This window comes from Paenibacillus sp. FSL P4-0113 (genome assembly GCF_038009305.1).
In the GTDB taxonomy this organism is placed as follows: domain Bacteria; phylum Bacillota; class Bacilli; order Paenibacillales; family Paenibacillaceae; genus Paenibacillus; species Paenibacillus polymyxa_D.
Genome location: NZ_JBBPAZ010000001.1, coordinates 4,645,824 through 4,664,462, shown reverse-complemented (window position 1 = coordinate 4,664,462; position 18,639 = coordinate 4,645,824). Strand labels below are relative to the sequence as shown.

Sequence of the window (18,639 nt, the reverse complement as noted above, 5' to 3'; positions counted from 1 at the left end):
TTTATGCGCAGTAAAAGGTGAAGCACCATACAAAACATCATTCGTCGATATGCCTTATATAACCAGTAGTCTAAACTACTACACTGATACCCAGCCAAGTCAGGATCAAGGTAAAATGCTAGGACATACATTGAATCTATCGACAACCGCAAAAAAAAGCGGCATTCCTGTATAGTGTTCTTGGTTTCTCTACGCTGGCATTACCCAGATCAGATTTCACGGTCAGTGGCAAGGGCCACCCTCTCAGCCTGACTTTCTCAAGCTCCCGACAATGCTTTTTAATTCACTATAATATATACCACATCTATGGCTTTGACAATCCTATAATCCGAAGAAACGTTTAGCCGTTTCCGTCGTCGCGATTTCGATCTCCATCATGCTTCGACCTGTACATTCGGCTATCGTAGCAGCAATGTGAGCGAGATACATGGGCTCATTACGCCCTTCTTTAGGCTTCACAGGCAAATTACGCGGGGTCAAAAATGGAGCATCCGTTTCAATCATCAGACGGTCCAAGGGAATATCTCTGACCAGTTCACGCAGATGCTTCCCCCGCCGTTCGTCGCAAATCCAGCCGGTGATTCCGATATACAGTCCCATTTCTACATACGTACGCAATTCCTGTTCCGTGCCGGTAAAACAATGCACTACCGCTTTATCGACAAGCCCTTGATACTCCCGAAGCATAGCGACAAAGTCCTCATGTGCATCTCGTTCATGCAGAAATAACGGCATTTTCAGCTCACCCGCCAGTTGGATTTGCTCGCCAAACCATCGGCGCTGCACATCACGTGGCGAAAAATCACGGTTATAGTCCAATCCGCATTCCCCTATGGATACGACCTGCGGCTGACCCGCCAACTGGCGGAGCTGCTGAATCGTGTCTGCACTGCAGTCTTTGGCATCATGGGGATGCACGCCAGCTGTCGCATACAGCTTGCCCGGATAACGCGCTGCATACTGAGAAGCTTCCCGACTGCTGCGGACACTGGTCCCGGTAATAATCAGCGGTGAAATCCCTACAGCCGCGGCTCTCTCTACCACCTGTTCCCGATCTGCATGAAACGAACGATGCATCAAGTTCACACCAATATCAATTAACGGTGTACCCCTTTCCATCTCAATCCCTCCCTCGCAAACTACAATCTTGGATCAATCGGCTCTGATTCCAGAGATAGTGCGGCAAGGACGCATTCATGAATACGATCTACCGTATCCTTGCGGACAAAACGTTCCACGCCTTCCATACCAAGCGCTCCTTCCATCAGGGCATGACGCTCCTTTTTGTTCGTTCGACGCTGCTTCAGACGCTTTAAATTCTCAGGGGCAAGATAATCCATACCGTAAATGATGTGCAAATACTTCCGGCCTCTCACCTTGATTGCAGGCTGAATCATCTTGTCCCGATTTTTCATCAAAAAGCGTTCCGGCTTGATCACAATCCCCTCATGACCATCCTCTGTCATCTCGTTCCACCAACGAATGACCTCTTCCTCGCTTGCTTCGTCCGTGATCACGCGATACTCTGTCTCCATAAACAGGGAAGACAGCCCAGCCAGCTCCCGGTTTTGCTCCATATGCCAAATATGAGAATGGTCGAAAAAAGTCTTTCCGCTGTGTGCCAGCGTATGAAACGGTGCGATACGAATCTCATCCAGACCGTCCACATCCCAGCAATATTTTTGAAAAGCCTCTTGAAACGTCACGGCATTCGCGTACTTCTGTTCCATTTCCTCCAACCAGTCTCCAACCTCTCGGCCCGCAACCTTCGCCTGCTTCAGCTTGTCTACCAGCTTACTGCGATCCAGCAGAGCTGCTTCACCCACATGCGCATACTGTGCAGCAATCAATTCCCGAGCCTTGAGATTCCACGGTACAATTTCCGCATCCAGCAACACAAAATCCGTCTGGTTCCGTTCAAAATATCCGGCAGTCCGTAGATCCACATTCAGCTTTTCCAGCACTTGCTTCCCAAGGCTTTGTTCAAAGAAAGCTCTCCCGCTCCGACTGTAGATCGTGCCCAATGTCGGGTAGCCTACATACTCGACAGCGGCCTGTTCGTTTTTGAATAATAGCAAAATAGCCCGGCTACCCATATGTTTTTTCTCAGCCACCATCGTTTGTACCCCTTGCCCGCGATAATAAGCCAGCGCTTCACGCGGATGCTCCAGATAACCTTCCTCTGCAGACACCGCTGGAGCAGGACTCATGGTCGGTGGAATATACACCAGTTCCTCTATCGGTACTGTCACATGTGACACGGCATCTATAGCGGTTTTGACCGATTCTCCTTGAACGCGCACTTCGCCATACGATTCCGTCAGTACACTGTAACCAGCGATGAGCTTGCGTAAATTCGGCGGGGAAAACCGTTTTCTCTGCCACCGGACAAGTGGGCTATCGGGATCATTCGCATAATTCTCATGTGCCGGAACGCTGACAAATTCCTTTTCCGGAAAACGATAAGCGGTCAGCATACCGCCAAATACCACACCCTGATCAATATTCACCGTCTGATTCACAAGGGTAGGCTGCGGTCTAGGATCATGTCCCCATACTACTATTTCTCCCGATTCATGGTCTACGAACCAATCTTTGCGGATTGGTTTTCCGTCTGCATCCTGTCCTTCCGTATCTCCATAACGGCAATAATCAGAAATACGTGCCGACTGTTTGCCGATAAAATGATCCTTAATCCCCGCATGAGCCACGACCACGTGTCGCAATCCATTCCTGCCAAAAATAAGATGTGAGGGTGCATGTAGCAGAAAATCCCTTAACTCGCTTCTAAGCTGTTCCGCCGCTGCCTTGCCCGCTTTTTGTTCATACTGGGCCAGTTCCTCTGCAAATCGTTCATCCCCATGACTGAGAGTCACCTTTCTTCCATCAAGGTAACGGCCGATTTTCCAGCCATGATTGCTGTCAATCATATACGCTAGTCCAGCATCCACGTGCTTTTTCCAGAACTGCACCGCTTGTAACGATTTGGGGCCACGGCTCATCACATCCCCGACAGATACCAGTCTTCTGCCATCTGGATGATGGTATAGTCCTTCCGTATCTTCCGTATATCCTAGCCGCTCTATCACTTCCAGCATCTCACGGTAGCACCCATGGATATCACCAATGATGTCAATACCTGAGCCAATCTCATGAAACAGTGGCTGCGCACGGCGAACAAAATTCATTTCTTCTATATCCTTAAGGATATAGCAAGCGTTAAAGCCTTCCTCACGGATCCCACGCAGGTTCCGCTTTAACAGCTGTGCCTGCTGCTTGACCCGTTGGCGGCCACGCGGATGCTCCCTGCCTAAATCACGTTCCAGCAGCACAGCTTCGGATACATCCAGTACCAAAGCCATTACAGGAACATGCGCCTTGGCTGCCAACTGTACATATTTTTGACGGTCCTCAGCATACAAATGGGTGGCATCCACAACCGTCAGCTTATTCAAGCGACAGCGCATAGCCAGAATCGTATCCATCGCCTCAAACGCCTTGGCTGACATTTGCTGATACTCATAGAACAGTACGTCCGATTCCAGTCTTGGAAGTCCACTCCAGTCTATAAATTCCGTATCTCCGACCAGCTTGCGAAAATGATCCGAGGATACCACTTCTGTCTCCAGCAGAATCCCTTCGCTCACCAGCTTGTCTAATAATGTGGTTTTCCCACTGTTGGAGGCCCCCACCAACACAACCAGTCCAGCATGCGGTAAATGAATCGTACGTTTGGATGAATTGCTCATGCTTCCTTCTGCTCCTTTCTGCGCGTAAATATAGCCATTTGGGTCGGTTGTCCAAAGCCTTCGACCTCTTCTCCGATCCCCTTCAGCGCTACCGAATAAGGAGCTTCCACAATCCACTGCTCACATCGTTCCTGAAACTCGCTTCTACTCCATTCAAAACGGTGATCGCCATGCCGCATCTCTTGCTGATTCATACGATACACTTCATTATATTCACGATTGGGAGTCGTCACGATCAGCACGCCCGGCTGATACTCCGTTACAATCGTCTTCATCACCCGGTTCAGACGATGCTCATCCACATGCTCAATGACCTCACATAGGATCATCACATCTTTTCCCCGCAATTGTTCATCATAATAAAAGAGAGAGCCCATCATGGGTGTAGGACTGATCGCATCGGCATGCCTTTCCAGCTTGTTAAAACGCTCCACGGCTCTCAACTGTGCATACGCAGACGGCTCCACCGCCCAAATCTCTTCAACGCCCGTCATTCGGGCCATCCGAGCCGATAGCTTCCCTTCCCCTGAACCCAAATCTACGATTTTCTGTCTGCGAGGCAGCTTGCGAATTACGTCCATAATAGCTTGATACCGCAGCTCATTTAGCCGTACTGTAGGCTGTTGCTTCCCTTCCTCATGTGGCTGTTCTGGCTGTTGAATCTGTTCGTGCTTATCCTTTTGAGCTTGGACAGTATCCTTTTCAATATGTTTTTTAATACCTATTTCATCACAATCAGATTGCTCAAATTGCTCAATCAGATTGGTAAAACGAAGCGTGCGTCGAATGATAAGCTCGCGTAGCGGATGCGCTGACAGCCAGCCTTCACCGTAACGTCTCAGCTTGTCAAACTCTTCTTCACTGATATAGTAGTGCTTATAGTTATCCAACACCGGAATCAACAGCAATAACTGACGTAGCGCATACTGCACCGTCTGATGGCCACTTAACGTGACATATCTGACAGTGCTTCGATTTTTCAGCTGAAAAGAATAGTCTGCTTCCCCTCGTTCTATGTCCACTTGATAGCCCAGCGGAGCAAATAGTCCCTCCACCACAGAATCCGGTAAATCCGAAGCAACAGGCCCAAACGATAACTCCAGCGCGAAAGGATGCGTCACCCATTCTGCATACTCTTCTTTGGGTTTGCCGTTCAGTGCCGTACCAAGCGAGCCACGAATATAGGTGCAAAATAAGCTGCTGGTTACAAACTCCCGGTCATTAATATATTGTGTAATATCATAGCTATCTGGACTGTTTTTGACCAAATCTATCGAATCTGGCGAAGCCTGAATGACGATTTCTGCCTCTTCCTCGGTAAACACGGTGTACACCATGCGTACACGCGCACCCTTTTCCGTGCGATCATACGTATTGTAGGGATTTTTGGCAAGCAAGTGCGAAATCATCCCAGCATTGTTTCCGGTTGCTTTTAGCGTGATGTGCATACTCTACTTCTCCTTCCCAGCTTATACTTTCCATACTTCATTCACCGCAGCGCGGAACATATCATCCAACTGCTGATCACGTCCACTCTCCATATGCTGAAGCAAGGGCGCCTTTTGTTCAAAATAAGCAATTTGCTGCTGGATAAAATCATTCACCACCGAAAGCTGTGGCTCCACATCCAGCTCCTCGCCCGCTTTTTTACGATCAAGCAAATGTTCGATCACCTGATAAAGTTCGGTATGTGCCGGAATGAGTTCCTCTAGCAATTCTACGAATTCCATTGGAGGCATGCTGTTGTGACGTTCAATCCAGCTACAGGCCAGCAACGGGCGCAGCACGTAAAAATACTTTTTAATCTTCACCTGTTCTCCCTGCAAATAATCCCGATAATTTCCCCGCGCCATATTCAGATAATGGTACATGCAGGACTTCGGAGAGAAGGTTAACGGCGAGATCGCACGAATCTGATCAGCCACTGCATATTGCTCCAGATAGGAAATCGGAGATTGCAGCCATTCCAGCAAAGGCGGATTGGATTTGCGAAACAATTGGAGCGCCTTTTTTAAATCCCAGCCGTTTATATCCAGCAAATCGCTGATTGGCCGTTCAATCACATCCCGCTTATCAAAAATAGATAAATACCATTCTATGGGTCTTACATAGATAAATCGTACATCATAGTCACTGTCCTGTGAAGGAAACCCCCACGCCCGACTACCTGATTCACAGGCGTATACAATGCGCACCTGCTCCGCTTGCTCCAACGCGCGCAGCTCACGCAAAATCGTCTCACGCATTTCCGGTTGAATGAAACCCTGCCCATGCTTCATATCCGTCATGTTGTTCCCTCCCTTATCATTAAAGTATTTCCCGAATCTGTTCTCTAATCGACTCCTCCGTTTCATCTATCGATAAGCGGCGAAGACGCTCTGTCGTTTCCTCTCCCCACATCTCAGAAGGCCATTCCTTGAGTACATGAAGTGCTGCATGACGATTGGAGATCACCGGACTCCAAAGTCCGGCAGCAACTAGCTCTTGTCCCATTCCTTCGTAAGAAGACAATAGCTGAAGCAAAATACCCAGACATTGATGCGCTTCATACTCCGGTCCAAAGCCCGGCACATCAGCAGGACCAGAAGCAATTTCTTCCAGAGGCAAGTGCTTTTCTGCAAAAGCCACCAGCTTACGAGCCCGCTGTTCATCCTCTGTCTTGATGAGTTCAAAGTATAGATTAGGCTTGACTGGATATTTACTTAATTGATCAAATAGCACGGGCCATACATCTAGTGCTAGCATTCGAGCTACGCGAATGGCGCAGTGGAGATGCGGTGAATCTGCATACTGCAGTTCCTGCTCTACCGGCTTCACCCACTGCGGATCGTCCATCATCTGCTGGCATATTGACGCGTAACGTTTACGTAATTCCGGCGTCCATTCATGCTCATAACGTGCCTCCCATGAATCGTCTTCTTCATCGAGAAAATCCGCAATATCCATGATGATCGTAAAATGCTTCACAGTCGTACACATGGTCTTAGCATGGCGAAGGTAGTTGCCTATGACCATAGTGGCATGCTCATAATCGTCTATACTTTCCGCAGGTCCGCCTGCTGCCAGCAAAGCCGATAGAATATCACCCGCCCCGTCAAACAACTCCTGATCAATGTGCGGTACAGCGATGGCTGTATGCAGTTCGCCTTTATGAGCACACTCATAAGCAAGATACTCATACATGACATTGTTGCGGAATCCTTCCCTTAATAACCAGTCACGTATTTCCTGCCGCGCAGGCTCCAGCCGTTCTACTACGTGAATACGTCCCCAGCCATGTACCTGTGAGGCTAAATTATACAATTGTTCGTTGGCCTGCTCCGAAATATTACGGATAGCTACAGCTGCATATAGCGTGAATTCATCATGCTTGGCTAGTGTTAAAATAAGTTCGTGGTGCTGATCCGTCTCCAGTAATCCAAGCAGCGCAATACCGACCTTCACCACATTGCGATGTGCTCCGTGTTCAGCCAGCCAACGTGCTTCCTCATACAATCGATCCGGCTGAATTGCTGGATGCTCGCGCACCGCATCTAGCAGCGGATCAATCAGGCTGAGCGCATTTTCCTCCATCAAGCGTACATACGTCTCACGTCTCGTCTTCATCCCTGGCTTGCGGCATTGTCTGGACAACAACTGCGCCAGATCCTTAATTTTGTCAGTCTCTCCATCTCCGACAGCGCCATGATGCCCAAATGCTCCATCCAATCCTCCTGCCACCCAACGCATCGTGTGACCTGCCCAATATTCTTCATCATCTGGTAAATGATCATCCGTAAGCCTGCCCTGAGGGTCCAGTCCCTGCTTAATCGTTTCATAAATCGAAAGCTTACCTACCCATGGATATAACACTTCATTTTTGCGTCGTCCAAACATGTTGCATCACCCTTCTGTTATGTATTGCTTCTTATTTCATCGTGCTATCTTATACTCCTATGATGCTTTATTTTGGAAGTCGTGAACATGGTGAAAGTATTACAAAGATGAATAATTTCCCTTTTTCCTGCATCCCTTCCCTGTTAGAATAAAGGGATACTTGCTTTCGGAGAACGGCAACAGAAACGGGGAATGCATCATGGCGAGAGAAAGTTTTGATAAAGAAATTCAATTCCTGCGTATGCTCACATTAACAAGCGGCGCCTATAATCGGCAGCAATTCGCAGATAGACTGGGCATTTCGGTACATACCTTTGATAAAACAATCCGGCGTCTCAAGGAAATTGTCCAATCGGTACAACAGCAGTTGCCTGCGGAACACGGACATGATTTTAATGAGATGCTGCGCTTTAATTATTACGAATCGGCTGATCCATTATTGTTATTTCTGTTTCGGGCCAAATCGCTCAAGGAATCGGAAAGCGTCCGCTTATCCCTTCTGCTGACAGCGCTACAGTCACAGCCTATGACCACCATGGAACTATTGGATGCTTGCTGCAACGGGCTGCCTTCCGACAGTTCACTACCGGATGAGAAAACGATTCGTTCCGATCTGAAATATCTGGTTGAAGTCGGCGTCGTTCGCAAGGAACCCGGCGGCAGACCTTACCGCTATGCTGTCCGCAACGATCTGGTGACAGAACTGACGGACGAGGAGCTGCTGGACTTATATGATTTTGTAGACATTATGGCCAACACCCAGCTCCCCTCTGTACAGGGATATCTGCTGCGAGATCATCTTAAAAAAGCCATGCGCCGTCAGCTCGGAGATCGGGAGATGGCCGAACCTTTTTTATATAAATACCACTATTATTCACGCATTCTGGACGAAGCCCATATTCATCCGCTTCTACACGCCATTCGGCAACGCCGCTGTGTAACTTTTTTATATTTTTCGACATCCAAACGAAGCATGTACGGGTCACAAAACACAAACCCGCTGTTTGAAAAAGAGACCGACGGCCGTGAACACACCATTCTGCCCCTACAAGTCATCTATGATCATCAATATGGACGTTGGTATATTCTGGGTCATGTAGGCGGTAAAGGAATCATGAAGTTTCGTATGGAGGGCATGACTCAATTGGTGGAGGGCAAGCCTGTACCAGAGCAGTTTCATGCCGATCTGCTAGCGGTGTTGGAAGAAAAAATGCGGTACAGCTGGCTTGTTGATACGGGTCGTCCTGTGAAGGTGCGGGTACGTTTTTTCAATCCTGAGGGCGCGAAGCGCAACTTTATTCGGGAACGTGTGCTGTCACAGGGACAATGGGGTACGATCGCGGAGGAGGAAAGTGAATCCTTTATCTATGAAATCACAGTGAATGGAATCACTGAGATTAAACCGTGGATTCGCAGCTTCGGATCAAGCTGTGAGGTATTGGAGCCTCAGCGGCTACGGAAGGAATTCAGACAGGAATGGAAGGAGCTGCAAGCCTATTATGAGCCTGTTCGAGAAAATATTTAACTACCAGATCGTCTCACGGCTGGATGAATCGGGCGCTTTTGCTACCACATCACAGGAAAGAATTTGGCTCAAATCTATGCTTGCAGACTCGGCAGCGACAGAGGCTTTTACCCCGGCTACACTTGATAAGCTTCGGCAATTACTTGCAGACGACGAGCCGCTGGAGGCCGATGGAAGTTTGCGGGAAAAAGCAGGTATCCCTGCTGTATCGGTATACCATCCACTCTTGCGTGAATTGCGTTCCATTCTGCGATCCCGTTCTGGCATCTGTGTGACCTACAAACTGCGCAACGGACGCTTGCATGAGCGAATGTCCGGTTTTCCATATAAGCTGGAGTTTTCCATGGTCAAAAAAGAATGGAGCCTCCTGTGGTATAATCGCAGACACCGCGCGCTCATGTCTACCAAGCTATCTAATATCGTGAACATCACGGAAGATGAGCTTCTACCCGAAGAGGCCGATAAATTCACCCAACGTATACTCGGTATACTGGAGTCGCGCAAGGAACAGGGCATCATCGAAATTGTTCCTGTATATAACGGTGAAATGTCTCGTATTTTATATGCTTTTTCCTGCTTTGAAAAAGAGGTCGAATATGTTCAGGAAGCAGATACCTATCGTATTACACTCACCTTCCAGGCAGACGAATGTGAATATATGCTATCCAAAATCCGTTTCCTTGGCAAACGTGTCAAGGTCGTCCAAGGCTCACGGCTGATCTCACGAATGAAGGAAACAACCGCCAAGGCCCTTGCACGCTACGAAGAGGAATAGCTACTGAGGCAATATGAGATGCATCCATGTAAATAAACCCTCCCCTCGTCTGTTAATGAGACGAGGGGAGGGTTTATTAAACGAGTTACGGCAAGGCTTGTCCGCGCGCACTGACGTACAATTGATACCATTCCTCGCGGGTCATCAGCTCGCTCTGGCGTTCCGCATCCTGACATGCTTGGATTCGTTCAGGATTGGCGCTGCCAATGACAGGCTGAATCCGTGCTGGATGCTTCATAAGCCAGCCAAGAACGATCGCTTCACGTGTCGTTTCCTTTTCAGAAGCCAGCTTTTGCACCAGCTCTGCCGTCTTAACGACATACTCAGGCGCCCCTTCCAAAGAACCTCCGCTAAAACGTCCCTGCGCCAGCGGTCCCCAGGCTTGGAGCTGAATATCCTCGGTTTGGCAATATTCCAGCAAACCTTCGCCAAAATGTACATTCGTCCCCGTCTGCTGGTTCACATGTACGGTCTGATCTACAAAATGCAGATGCGCCAGGCTCATTTCCAGCTGATTAGCGATCAACGGCTCCGTTAGGCTCCGCTCCAGAAAACGAATTTGGCTTACATTCATATTAGAGACGCCAAAATGCCTTACTTTGCCGGATGCCTTGAGCTCACTGAACGCTTTCGCTACTTCTTCCGGCTCTACCAGCGGATCGGGGCGATGCAGCAGCAGGATGTCCAAATATTCCGTACCGAGGCGCTTCAGGATACCATCCACGGACTCCATAATATGAGCATATGAGAAATCAAAACGGCCCGGGAGCGTACCATCCGGCAGAAAAATGCCACATTTGGACTGAATTACGATTTGTTCACGCAAGCCCGGCTGTCCCTTTAAAATCCGGCCGAAAATCTCTTCCGCTTTCCCCATACGATAGATATCCGCATGATCGAACATCGTAATCCCGATGGATCGTGCAGCTTCTACAGCTCTTTCTGCTTCAACGACATGCTCCTGCGTAAACGGCGCATGGCTCCATTCACCACCAAAAGGCATACAACCAAGCGCCAGCCGACTATCGGAGATTCCACGTTTCTGTAAAGGCATAATCTTCATGCTTCTCCTCCTTTAATCTTCAAAATATTCCCTGCTTCATCCACATATGAAGAGTCCGTGGGACCGCTATCACACACCTATTTTACCACTTACTTACGATCGTGTTCGACAATGCTTGTATTGAGTTCAGTCCTTCCACAGCATACTGAAGAAAGAACTGATTCACCTTAATCGTTATGAAATCCGGGACGAGGCCAAGCAAGGTATTTTTGCGTATATTGGCGGACTTTCACCGCCAAGTTATCATTCATACCGATCGCACTATATAAAAAAATAGACGGAAAACATGTCGTTTCCCGTCCAATTTTTTTATTTTAGTTACTTATTAGACAGCCCTTCTTATATGTAATAATCAATAGCCAACTTCAGCAGATAAAGCGCGAGCAAATGCAGCGGATAAAACAAATAGAAGAAGGTTCGTGAGCCTTTTCCCCTCTCTCCGTTATATCGGGATAGCAGAGGGAGGGCAAAAATACAGGCCCCGCCGATCGCAAACGGATAAAGATATTCGTTCATTGTGCTGGCGTTGATGCCCATGATGCTGAGCGAATCGGGAACAGCCCATATAATGATGACTCCGAAAATGAACATAAGCGCAATTATTGCAATAATCCATCCGTTGTAAATCTTCTGTTGTTTGCGAGCGACATAGAAAGCTAGAACCAGTAACACTCCAATTACACTCCAGTCTCCCAAAAAAGAGACTACGCAAAGAGCCGAAATCGCCAAGTATTTAAGTACAGAATTGGTCGTGTTGTCATAGAACCATATTGCCAGTAGGCCCATCAACAACGTTAGCATGATGTTTCCCGAAGTATACCAATCTTTAAATACCAATCCGTAAGGCACCACACTGGCTAGCCCGGTTAGAGCAAGGCGTATTGTATATTTTTTGAAGCTTCTGGTATGGATATATCCTTCGGCTACAAAAAAAGCCATGATAGGCAATGTAATTCTGCCTACCACCTGAAAGCCCAAAAAATCGGCAAAAAATAGCCCTCCAATATGATCAATTAGCATTGCTAATACTGCAATTAATTTTAAACTGGTGGCATCAATGCCCTTCACCTCTGCTTGAACGGATAATCTTTGTTCCATATTCCTCCCCTTTTCTTCCCGAAGGACTATGCCCTCCATATCTATTCTATTCGTAAACAGGTCTGTTCAGGAGGCTCCGGTCTCCCATCTTATCTAAGAGGTGCTTCAACAATTGGCGGGAAACGGGAATAATGCGCCTTGCTTCTCCGGAATTCTGATTGGTTTGAAAAATGATCTCCTTCTTGCTCTTATCTATAGATTCCACCTTCATCAGGTTTACGATAAATGCCCGATGACACCGGAACAACCTGGGGTCCTTAGCCTCAATATCTTTCAGATCGCCGTAAAACTCAAGAGTTCTGTTTTCGGAAACCAGACGGATTTTGTGGGGAACACCGGTTGTTTCAAAGTAATAAATGCTGGAGAAGGAAATTTGAAATTTCGTAAATTTATTGTCGAGTATAAACCAATCATCGACATCCAACACAGGCTTTCTTTGATGGGCAACAGCAAGAACGTCTCTTACCTTTTTTTCCATTTCATCCTGAGTAGCATCCTTGATAATGAAATCAAGAGCTGCTACCTTGTATTGGAAGGTAAGCGGAGACAGATGACCGTGGGTAGTTACAAAGACAATATGCCCATACATATCATATTTTCTGATTTCTTGGGCAACTTCCAGTCCCTTCATCTGGCAACCCGAGATTTCAATATCAAGGAAATACAAGTTATTCGCACAAGCTTTAGATTCAAAAAGCAGGAGATCCGGCTTACTGGTGACAATGAGATTGCTGCAGCAGATGCCAAGTTCCTCGCAGCTTTTACGGACCATCTTTTCCATTATGCGCTGCTGGATAAACTGATCTTCCAGGATAAAAATATTCATGATGTCGCTCTCTTTATAATTAATGTTTGCGTGAAAAAATCCGGTTCCTTTTTGGTATCCAAAGTTACATACTTGTTGCTGCGCAGCACCTTTGCTATATTGTACAAGCCAAGACCCCGATTGTCCGCTTTCGTTGAAAAGTTCCGTTTGTAGAGATCATTCACCTTAATCCCGTCAAGTGCAGAATGATTATAAGAGTTTCGTATCGTCACCGTCTGAATATCGTCTTCATGGATCAGTACAATATTTATGGACGGATTGCAGGTCTCTAATGCCGCATCGATTGCATTGTCCAGGAAACAAGAGATTACTCTGCAAAGGTCTATAATATCCATATACATTTCACTGATACCGCTATCAATTTCCAGTTTTACGTCAACTCCACGCTTCTTTGCCACCAGCACCTTGGATGTAATAATACTCTTGAGCTCACTCACGTCCAGATTAATCAGGTTATCCAGACTATAGGAATATCCGTTCAACTGTGAAGCAGTAGGTTGGATAGAACTCTCATATATCCGCTTGATCATCGACAAATCCCCAGTTCTGATCCCCTCGTCCAGCATTAACAGGATATTGGTATAGTCATGTCTGAAGCCGCGGATGTCTTCGTACATTTTTTCAATCTCCATAATATAAGCCTCCAGCTGCAGGTATTGTTCCGTCTTGTTCTTCTCTAGCTCACGTTCACGCAGGAAGCGATACAGCCAATTGATCGTCATCAGGAAGATGGAGGTCAAGCCGATCAGCATCAACACAATCTTTAATCTGCTTGGATACGGATTGTTGCTTTCACACTCCGAATAGATAATGAGTCCGAGTCCGATGATCCCCAAGACTAAGATTAAAGAAGCTCCGACGATAAGCTTAATCCGATATAGCTTCAAAAGCCTGACCGCCGGAGTAGGAAACAAATAAGACACAAGCTTTCGGAGCGCCAAGTAGATCAGCGGAGGTGAACAAGCGGTTAGGAAGGGCGCCGTCCATTTGTTTTTATATTCATAAGGAACCGCATAGCTGATTACCGTTATGAAATAACCCAGCAGTGTCGTAATAAAGATGGTAAGGATGGCATAGAAGCCTATGACCCACAAGGATTCATATTTGTCGGTCAACCACCCGTATAATGCCAGTAGCACAAATAGAAATAGGTAAACAATCAGTCCGAAGTTATTCAGAGCTGTTATTCCGATAAAATAATACATGACTAAAAACAGCAGCAGCTTATAATTCATACGGAAAACGCTTAGACCATTGCCGCTGACCATATGATATATTACAAGATAGCTGGTGTATTGCAAAAAATAAATGCCGGATGTAATCATTTTTTGTTCAATTTCCAAACTTTTGGGTTGACTGGTTCATAGAACAACCCGAAACAAATCCCTCCTCCTTCACCTCTTTTACTCATATGCTCCAGTAGCTTAGCCTTGAGTCTCTGGGTATGGTTATTTCTGTGTTCTTTAATATTCTTGATATTGTTCATAATTGGCATAACTCCTTCTCATTATGGAATAGAATACTGGTGTGATGACGACTGCTTCAAGAAACAGCCCGAATATTAACCAAGGATAAAAATCTAGTGCGATGGCCACGAAAACAAACACTATACTTAAAAAGATAGCTTGTAATCTGCATGCTCTTCTTAACTTCGGATCTACCAATGGATTGCACTCCGTATCGGCCGGAGCGTATCTGGCAATCAGAATGATAGAAAGCAGACAGAGCGTCGCCAAAAAAAAGCGGTTCCATTCTACTTCCTTTAAGAGCCAGGGAACAAACACAAAGGTCAGTAGACTGACCCAGGTGCAATGATGCGACTTGCGAGCATGCCAGCCAAAGGACTTTCGCCGGACCACTGTATAGGAAAGCAGCATCGCAGCCGTTTCGGCTAATACACCGAGCAAACAGGCACTGACCAATACAAGAAGTATTTTTTCTGTGCCAGCCAGTATGTTCTCTAGATAATAAAGCACATAAGCACGCTTCTCCGCTTCCAATTCTTCGTCTTGAAAGTATTTATCAATGATCCACGTTGACAATTGATGATACAACGCCACCGCCCCTCCCTAACTTAATTGTGTGGGAAGCTGGAATTGAACATAATCACGATATTTATCATGCCAACTCATTAATTCGTGATGCGTGCCTACCCCCGTTACTTCTCCTTTATCCAAAAAGATTATCTGGTCCGCTTTGTAGATGGTTGACAAACGATGAGCGATAACAATGGTCATTTTATTCTTGGAGAGAAGCTTGATTACATCATGTACAAGCTGCTCTGACTCGCTATCCAGATTGGCGGTAGCTTCATCAAACAGCAGAATCTCATGGTCTGAAAGCAAGCATCTGGCAATCTGGATTCGCTGCTTCTGTCCCCCCGATAATTTGACTCCCCTTTCTCCAACAAAGGTATCCAAACCATCCGGTAATTGATAAATTACCTCCTTCAAGCCTACTGTATCAAGAGCCGCATAAATCTCATGGTCATCCGCGTCTCTGTTTAGGCCATATACCAGATTGTCTCTCACTGATCCTACCAGTAAGTCACTATCCTGCATAACATAGGATATTTTGCGACGCCATTCTTCCGTCCTAATCTTATCCAAATATACATTATTGTAATAGATTTCTCCATTATATTCTGAGTAAAATTTCTCTATTAAAGAAAATATTGTTGTTTTTCCCGAGCCGGAAGGCCCTACGATCGCTGTAGTAGTACCGCCTCTGAAGGTTAACTCCACGTTGGATAATACCGGTTGGCCCTGGTTGTACGAGAAAGAAACATTGGCAAAATGCAGGATATCCGAATTCTGATCATGACTTTTCATGTCCGGCACACTGCCTAACTTTTCTTGCTTCTCATCCTGCTGGTTATATATGGTATAAATTTCCTTGCTTGCTCCCTTGGCCTTCTGATACTGCGAGAAAAAACTGCTGAGCTGGGTCAGAGGCGAAACCATTGTAAACAAATAAAAGATCATGGATACCAAAGTACCTGTAGTGATATGTCCAGCGGCAATGCCGGCGCTTCCATACCAAAACATTCCTACCAAAGCTAGCATGATGATAATTGTTACAATCGGCTCAATGACAGCTGACAATATTCCCTCTTTGATGTTCAAGCGAAAGATACGTCCAAGTATCTCCCGAGTATATTTCATTTCAAGCTTTTCCGACGTCGTCGCTTTAATGAATCTGATGTTATAGAGAATTTTGGATAACTCACCGGAAAAATCTGCGGCTGCATCCTGTGCCTCAATCGCTACTCTATTCATCCTTCTTCCAATGGGATAGATTAGTAGCGCCGTTATAGGAATCAGAGCAACGAGTACACTCATTAATCTCCAATCCAACACAAATAACATGATGATGCAACCAGTGACCATCAGGACATCAGCCAGAATAGAAGGCAGAGTGATAGCCAGAAAATTACTTACAATAGCAAGGTCGTTCGTCATTCTGCTGATGATTTTGCCGTTCTCGTTGTTATCAAAATAATTAACCGGCAAATGGATAATTTTTTCCCAAATTTTCAGTCGCAGTTCCTGAAAAAACTTGCTCCCCACATATCTGAGGAGCAGAGAAGACACGGCGTTTAAAATCCCTCCGGCCAGAAACAGCGAAATAAGCACAGCTGCGGTCTGGATCGTCAGCTCCATAGCTGAGATCTTATCGACAAGCTTGCCTGTAATGATCGGCAATACTAATGAAAAAGCGGCGGAAATCAGTGTAAATACGATGCTCCAAGCAAGCGCAAGCTTGGGCCATCTCGCAATTTTGATTAACTCCAGCAAGGAATGGGCCGTTTGTTTTTCTTCACCAATCTTTTTATATGCCGTGCTCTCCATATTCAATTCCATTATGGCTTAATCACCTATTTCTCTTTGTGATTTTCGTATTCTAGCAAAAACTTCATTGCCATTGTATAGACACCTGCGGCTATCGCTACTATGACAATATAGGAGAGCGACAGCTTGGTTCCTATCCAGTCCGTTTGGTTGCTTAATTGGAACAGTAAGAAGCACACGGCGCTTCCGGCAAGAAACTCCAAAGAGTAGGAGAATTTCCGCCCTCTCTTCAACCTATCTAGTATAATATCCACTATAATTACAGCGGATGTAAGCATAAAAGAAATTTTATACAGCATAATCTTATCTCCAGCAACAATCTGCTGATCCTCAAAACTTGCAAAGTATCTGGCCAAAATTGTACCGATTACTAGGTATAATACGACAACTAGCACATTTATTCCGACACATTCGGCTGTGCTGTAGGTAATAGTCCCTTCGCTTCGTTGAACCAGGGTCGCTGCCAAGCTTGAAATAAACAGGACCAGAAACCAAATATAAAAATATGCATCCAGTTGAAAAGAGAGAAAATCGGTAATCAGTCCCACCATGACTGTAATAATTTCTTTTAATAAAATGAACATTACCGTCTCCTCCTTTTAGCTAAATACCAGCATCTGCTTCCATGTACTCAAGTTCTCATTATCACAGGTCAGCAGTGTCAGCAATACACCTGCACATCCATCGAGCAGCCCTACTTTATCGAGAGATAACGGATCATCGACGCTTCCCTCAAGGTCTGTAAAGGGTACTGCCTCTTGAGTATTCCGGTATGATAACATACGATGCAAAAAATCATTCTTGAACGGTATGGCTGCCGTACGGCTGAAATGGTGCTGAATCAGGAGCAAGCCTGCATAGCCGTGACAGATCGTCGGTGAAATTACCTTTCTTAGCGAATCTGGTCTGGAGTAGACGGTATTGAACAATTGCAGAGCCTGCTGCTGCAGCGCTTTGTCCTCCAGGGCCAATCCCAGCCGGAACATAGCCACAGAAGCTCCCGGTGTGCCGTAACACCATGCATCTCTGTGATAACCTGGATTCCGACTAGTCTCTGCGGATTCATCCGGTGTGAACATATTAGGTATGACAAGGGTGCCGTTCCACTCTCTGATATTTCCGAGTAGAAAAGTCTTGGCAACTTCCAGTACTTCTCTCAATCCTGTTAACGGGTAGCGGCGGAGATGTGCAACAGCCAGCAAATTAATGGCTCCTGTAATTCCGTGCGCCATGCCAAGATTATAGTAAATGGTCTGTTCGGGAAGTTCCCCGAAATGTCTCAGCTTGCCTACAGCATCCGTAATCAGTTGAAGGATCTTAAGGAGCACCGCATCCAGCTTCCCAGCGTATCTGTCTTGGCGTTCCTTAACCTCCATTAATGCAGCTGCAATCCCCGTCCATCCTGAAATCAAATCCAAGTCGCTATCCTCAATCAAGGAGTCTTCCAATTTCCCCCTTGTCTCCTCATAGAATTCCCCATAGCTGCTAAGAAACATATCCAGCGTCTGTGAGAGCACATTCGTATATCTTGTTGAACCTCTTGAACACTCGTTGAACAGATAAATAACACCTGCCAATCCGGTATACAGTGACAATGAATGGAACGGTATATTGCCGATTAAGCGCACAATCTCCTGATTGTACTTGAAAGCAAGCGCATCCCACCCTTCCCCCGGGTAGACTTCATCTAGTTTATCCAGAAGAAGGCTGATCCCGGGATATCCTGAAGCCAATGATATCAGCTCCATTTCAGGGTAATCATGCATGGCGTGCTTCTTGATTAGCAGGGTTACAGTATCTATATCTTTGTAAATTTCTGCGCTTTGTCTGACTATTTCAGATAAATTTCCCGGGACTTGTTTGACCGCCATAAGCT

Annotated in this window: 15 protein-coding genes and 1 riboswitch; of the genes, 2 read left to right on the top strand and 13 right to left on the bottom strand. The window is 46.2% G+C overall.

The genetic code is table 11. The features are described from left to right. Positions 1-168 precede the first annotated feature (168 nt). A riboswitch (TPP riboswitch) is annotated at positions 169-278 on the bottom strand. Positions 279-321: 43 nt separating this feature from the next. The 5 genes from MKX46_RS20275 to MKX46_RS20255 are packed head-to-tail and all read right to left on the bottom strand — an operon-like array spanning position 322 to position 7,625. Beyond that, positions 322-1,119 (bottom strand): TatD family hydrolase, encoded by a 798-nt coding sequence (locus MKX46_RS20275; RefSeq protein WP_029517590.1) that lies wholly within the window; start codon positions 1,117-1,119, stop codon positions 322-324. A gap of 20 nt (positions 1,120-1,139) precedes the next feature. Beyond that, complete coding sequence (locus MKX46_RS20270) at positions 1,140-3,749, bottom strand: polynucleotide kinase-phosphatase (RefSeq protein ID WP_029517591.1); 2,610 nt, start codon at positions 3,747-3,749, stop codon at positions 1,140-1,142. Continuing rightward, positions 3,746-5,197 carry a 3' terminal RNA ribose 2'-O-methyltransferase Hen1 gene (locus tag MKX46_RS20265; protein WP_165150001.1) on the bottom strand — a complete coding sequence of 484 codons (1,452 nt, stop codon included), beginning with the start codon at positions 5,195-5,197 and terminating at the stop codon, positions 3,746-3,748. Before MKX46_RS20265 ends, MKX46_RS20270 begins: the two co-directional genes overlap by 4 nt. Before the next feature lie 21 nt (positions 5,198-5,218). After that, complete coding sequence (locus MKX46_RS20260) at positions 5,219-6,037, bottom strand: nucleotidyltransferase domain-containing protein (protein ID WP_029517593.1); 819 nt, start codon at positions 6,035-6,037, stop codon at positions 5,219-5,221. A gap of 19 nt (positions 6,038-6,056) precedes the next feature. Beyond that, a complete protein-coding gene (locus MKX46_RS20255) occupies positions 6,057-7,625 on the bottom strand; it encodes a hypothetical protein (RefSeq protein WP_029517594.1) in 1,569 nt (522 codons plus the stop codon). Positions 7,626-7,824: 199 nt separating this feature from the next. Here MKX46_RS20255 and MKX46_RS20250 point away from each other — a divergent pair, with 199 nt between their 5' ends. Continuing rightward, positions 7,825-9,150 carry a helix-turn-helix transcriptional regulator gene (locus MKX46_RS20250; protein ID WP_029517595.1) on the top strand — a complete coding sequence of 442 codons (1,326 nt, stop codon included), beginning with the start codon at positions 7,825-7,827 and terminating at the stop codon, positions 9,148-9,150. Further along, a complete protein-coding gene (locus tag MKX46_RS20245) occupies positions 9,125-9,925 on the top strand; it encodes a WYL domain-containing protein (protein ID WP_340931420.1) in 801 nt (266 codons plus the stop codon). Before MKX46_RS20250 ends, MKX46_RS20245 begins: the two co-directional genes overlap by 26 nt. A gap of 85 nt (positions 9,926-10,010) precedes the next feature. Here MKX46_RS20245 and MKX46_RS20240 read toward each other — a convergent pair whose 3' ends face one another. From MKX46_RS20240 to MKX46_RS20205, 8 genes are all read right to left on the bottom strand, one after another. Then, positions 10,011-10,988: an aldo/keto reductase gene (locus MKX46_RS20240; protein ID WP_341071696.1), complete on the bottom strand. Its 978-nt coding sequence runs from the start codon at positions 10,986-10,988 to the stop codon at positions 10,011-10,013. A gap of 339 nt (positions 10,989-11,327) precedes the next feature. Further along, positions 11,328-12,086: a TraX family protein gene (locus tag MKX46_RS20235; RefSeq protein ID WP_340884460.1), complete on the bottom strand. Its 759-nt coding sequence runs from the start codon at positions 12,084-12,086 to the stop codon at positions 11,328-11,330. Positions 12,087-12,132: 46 nt separating this feature from the next. Further along, positions 12,133-12,912, bottom strand: coding sequence for a LytR/AlgR family response regulator transcription factor (locus MKX46_RS20230; protein WP_029517599.1), 780 nt, complete (start codon positions 12,910-12,912; stop codon positions 12,133-12,135). Further along, positions 12,909-14,147: a sensor histidine kinase gene (locus tag MKX46_RS20225; protein ID WP_230585094.1), complete on the bottom strand. Its 1,239-nt coding sequence runs from the start codon at positions 14,145-14,147 to the stop codon at positions 12,909-12,911. Before MKX46_RS20225 ends, MKX46_RS20230 begins: the two co-directional genes overlap by 4 nt. A 228-nt stretch (positions 14,148-14,375) precedes the next feature. Then, a complete protein-coding gene (locus tag MKX46_RS20220) occupies positions 14,376-14,972 on the bottom strand; it encodes an accessory gene regulator AgrB (RefSeq protein ID WP_230585093.1) in 597 nt (198 codons plus the stop codon). Positions 14,973-14,981: 9 nt separating this feature from the next. Beyond that, positions 14,982-16,775: an ABC transporter ATP-binding protein gene (locus MKX46_RS20215; RefSeq protein WP_081317629.1), complete on the bottom strand. Its 1,794-nt coding sequence runs from the start codon at positions 16,773-16,775 to the stop codon at positions 14,982-14,984. A 14-nt stretch (positions 16,776-16,789) separates the two neighbouring features. Beyond that, positions 16,790-17,347 (bottom strand): DUF5823 family protein, encoded by a 558-nt coding sequence (locus tag MKX46_RS20210; RefSeq protein WP_341071695.1) that lies wholly within the window; start codon positions 17,345-17,347, stop codon positions 16,790-16,792. Positions 17,348-17,362: 15 nt separating this feature from the next. After that, a complete protein-coding gene (locus tag MKX46_RS20205; RefSeq protein ID WP_107735013.1) occupies positions 17,363-18,634 on the bottom strand; it encodes a lanthionine synthetase C family protein in 1,272 nt (423 codons plus the stop codon). Between the last annotated feature and the right edge of the window lie 5 nt (positions 18,635-18,639).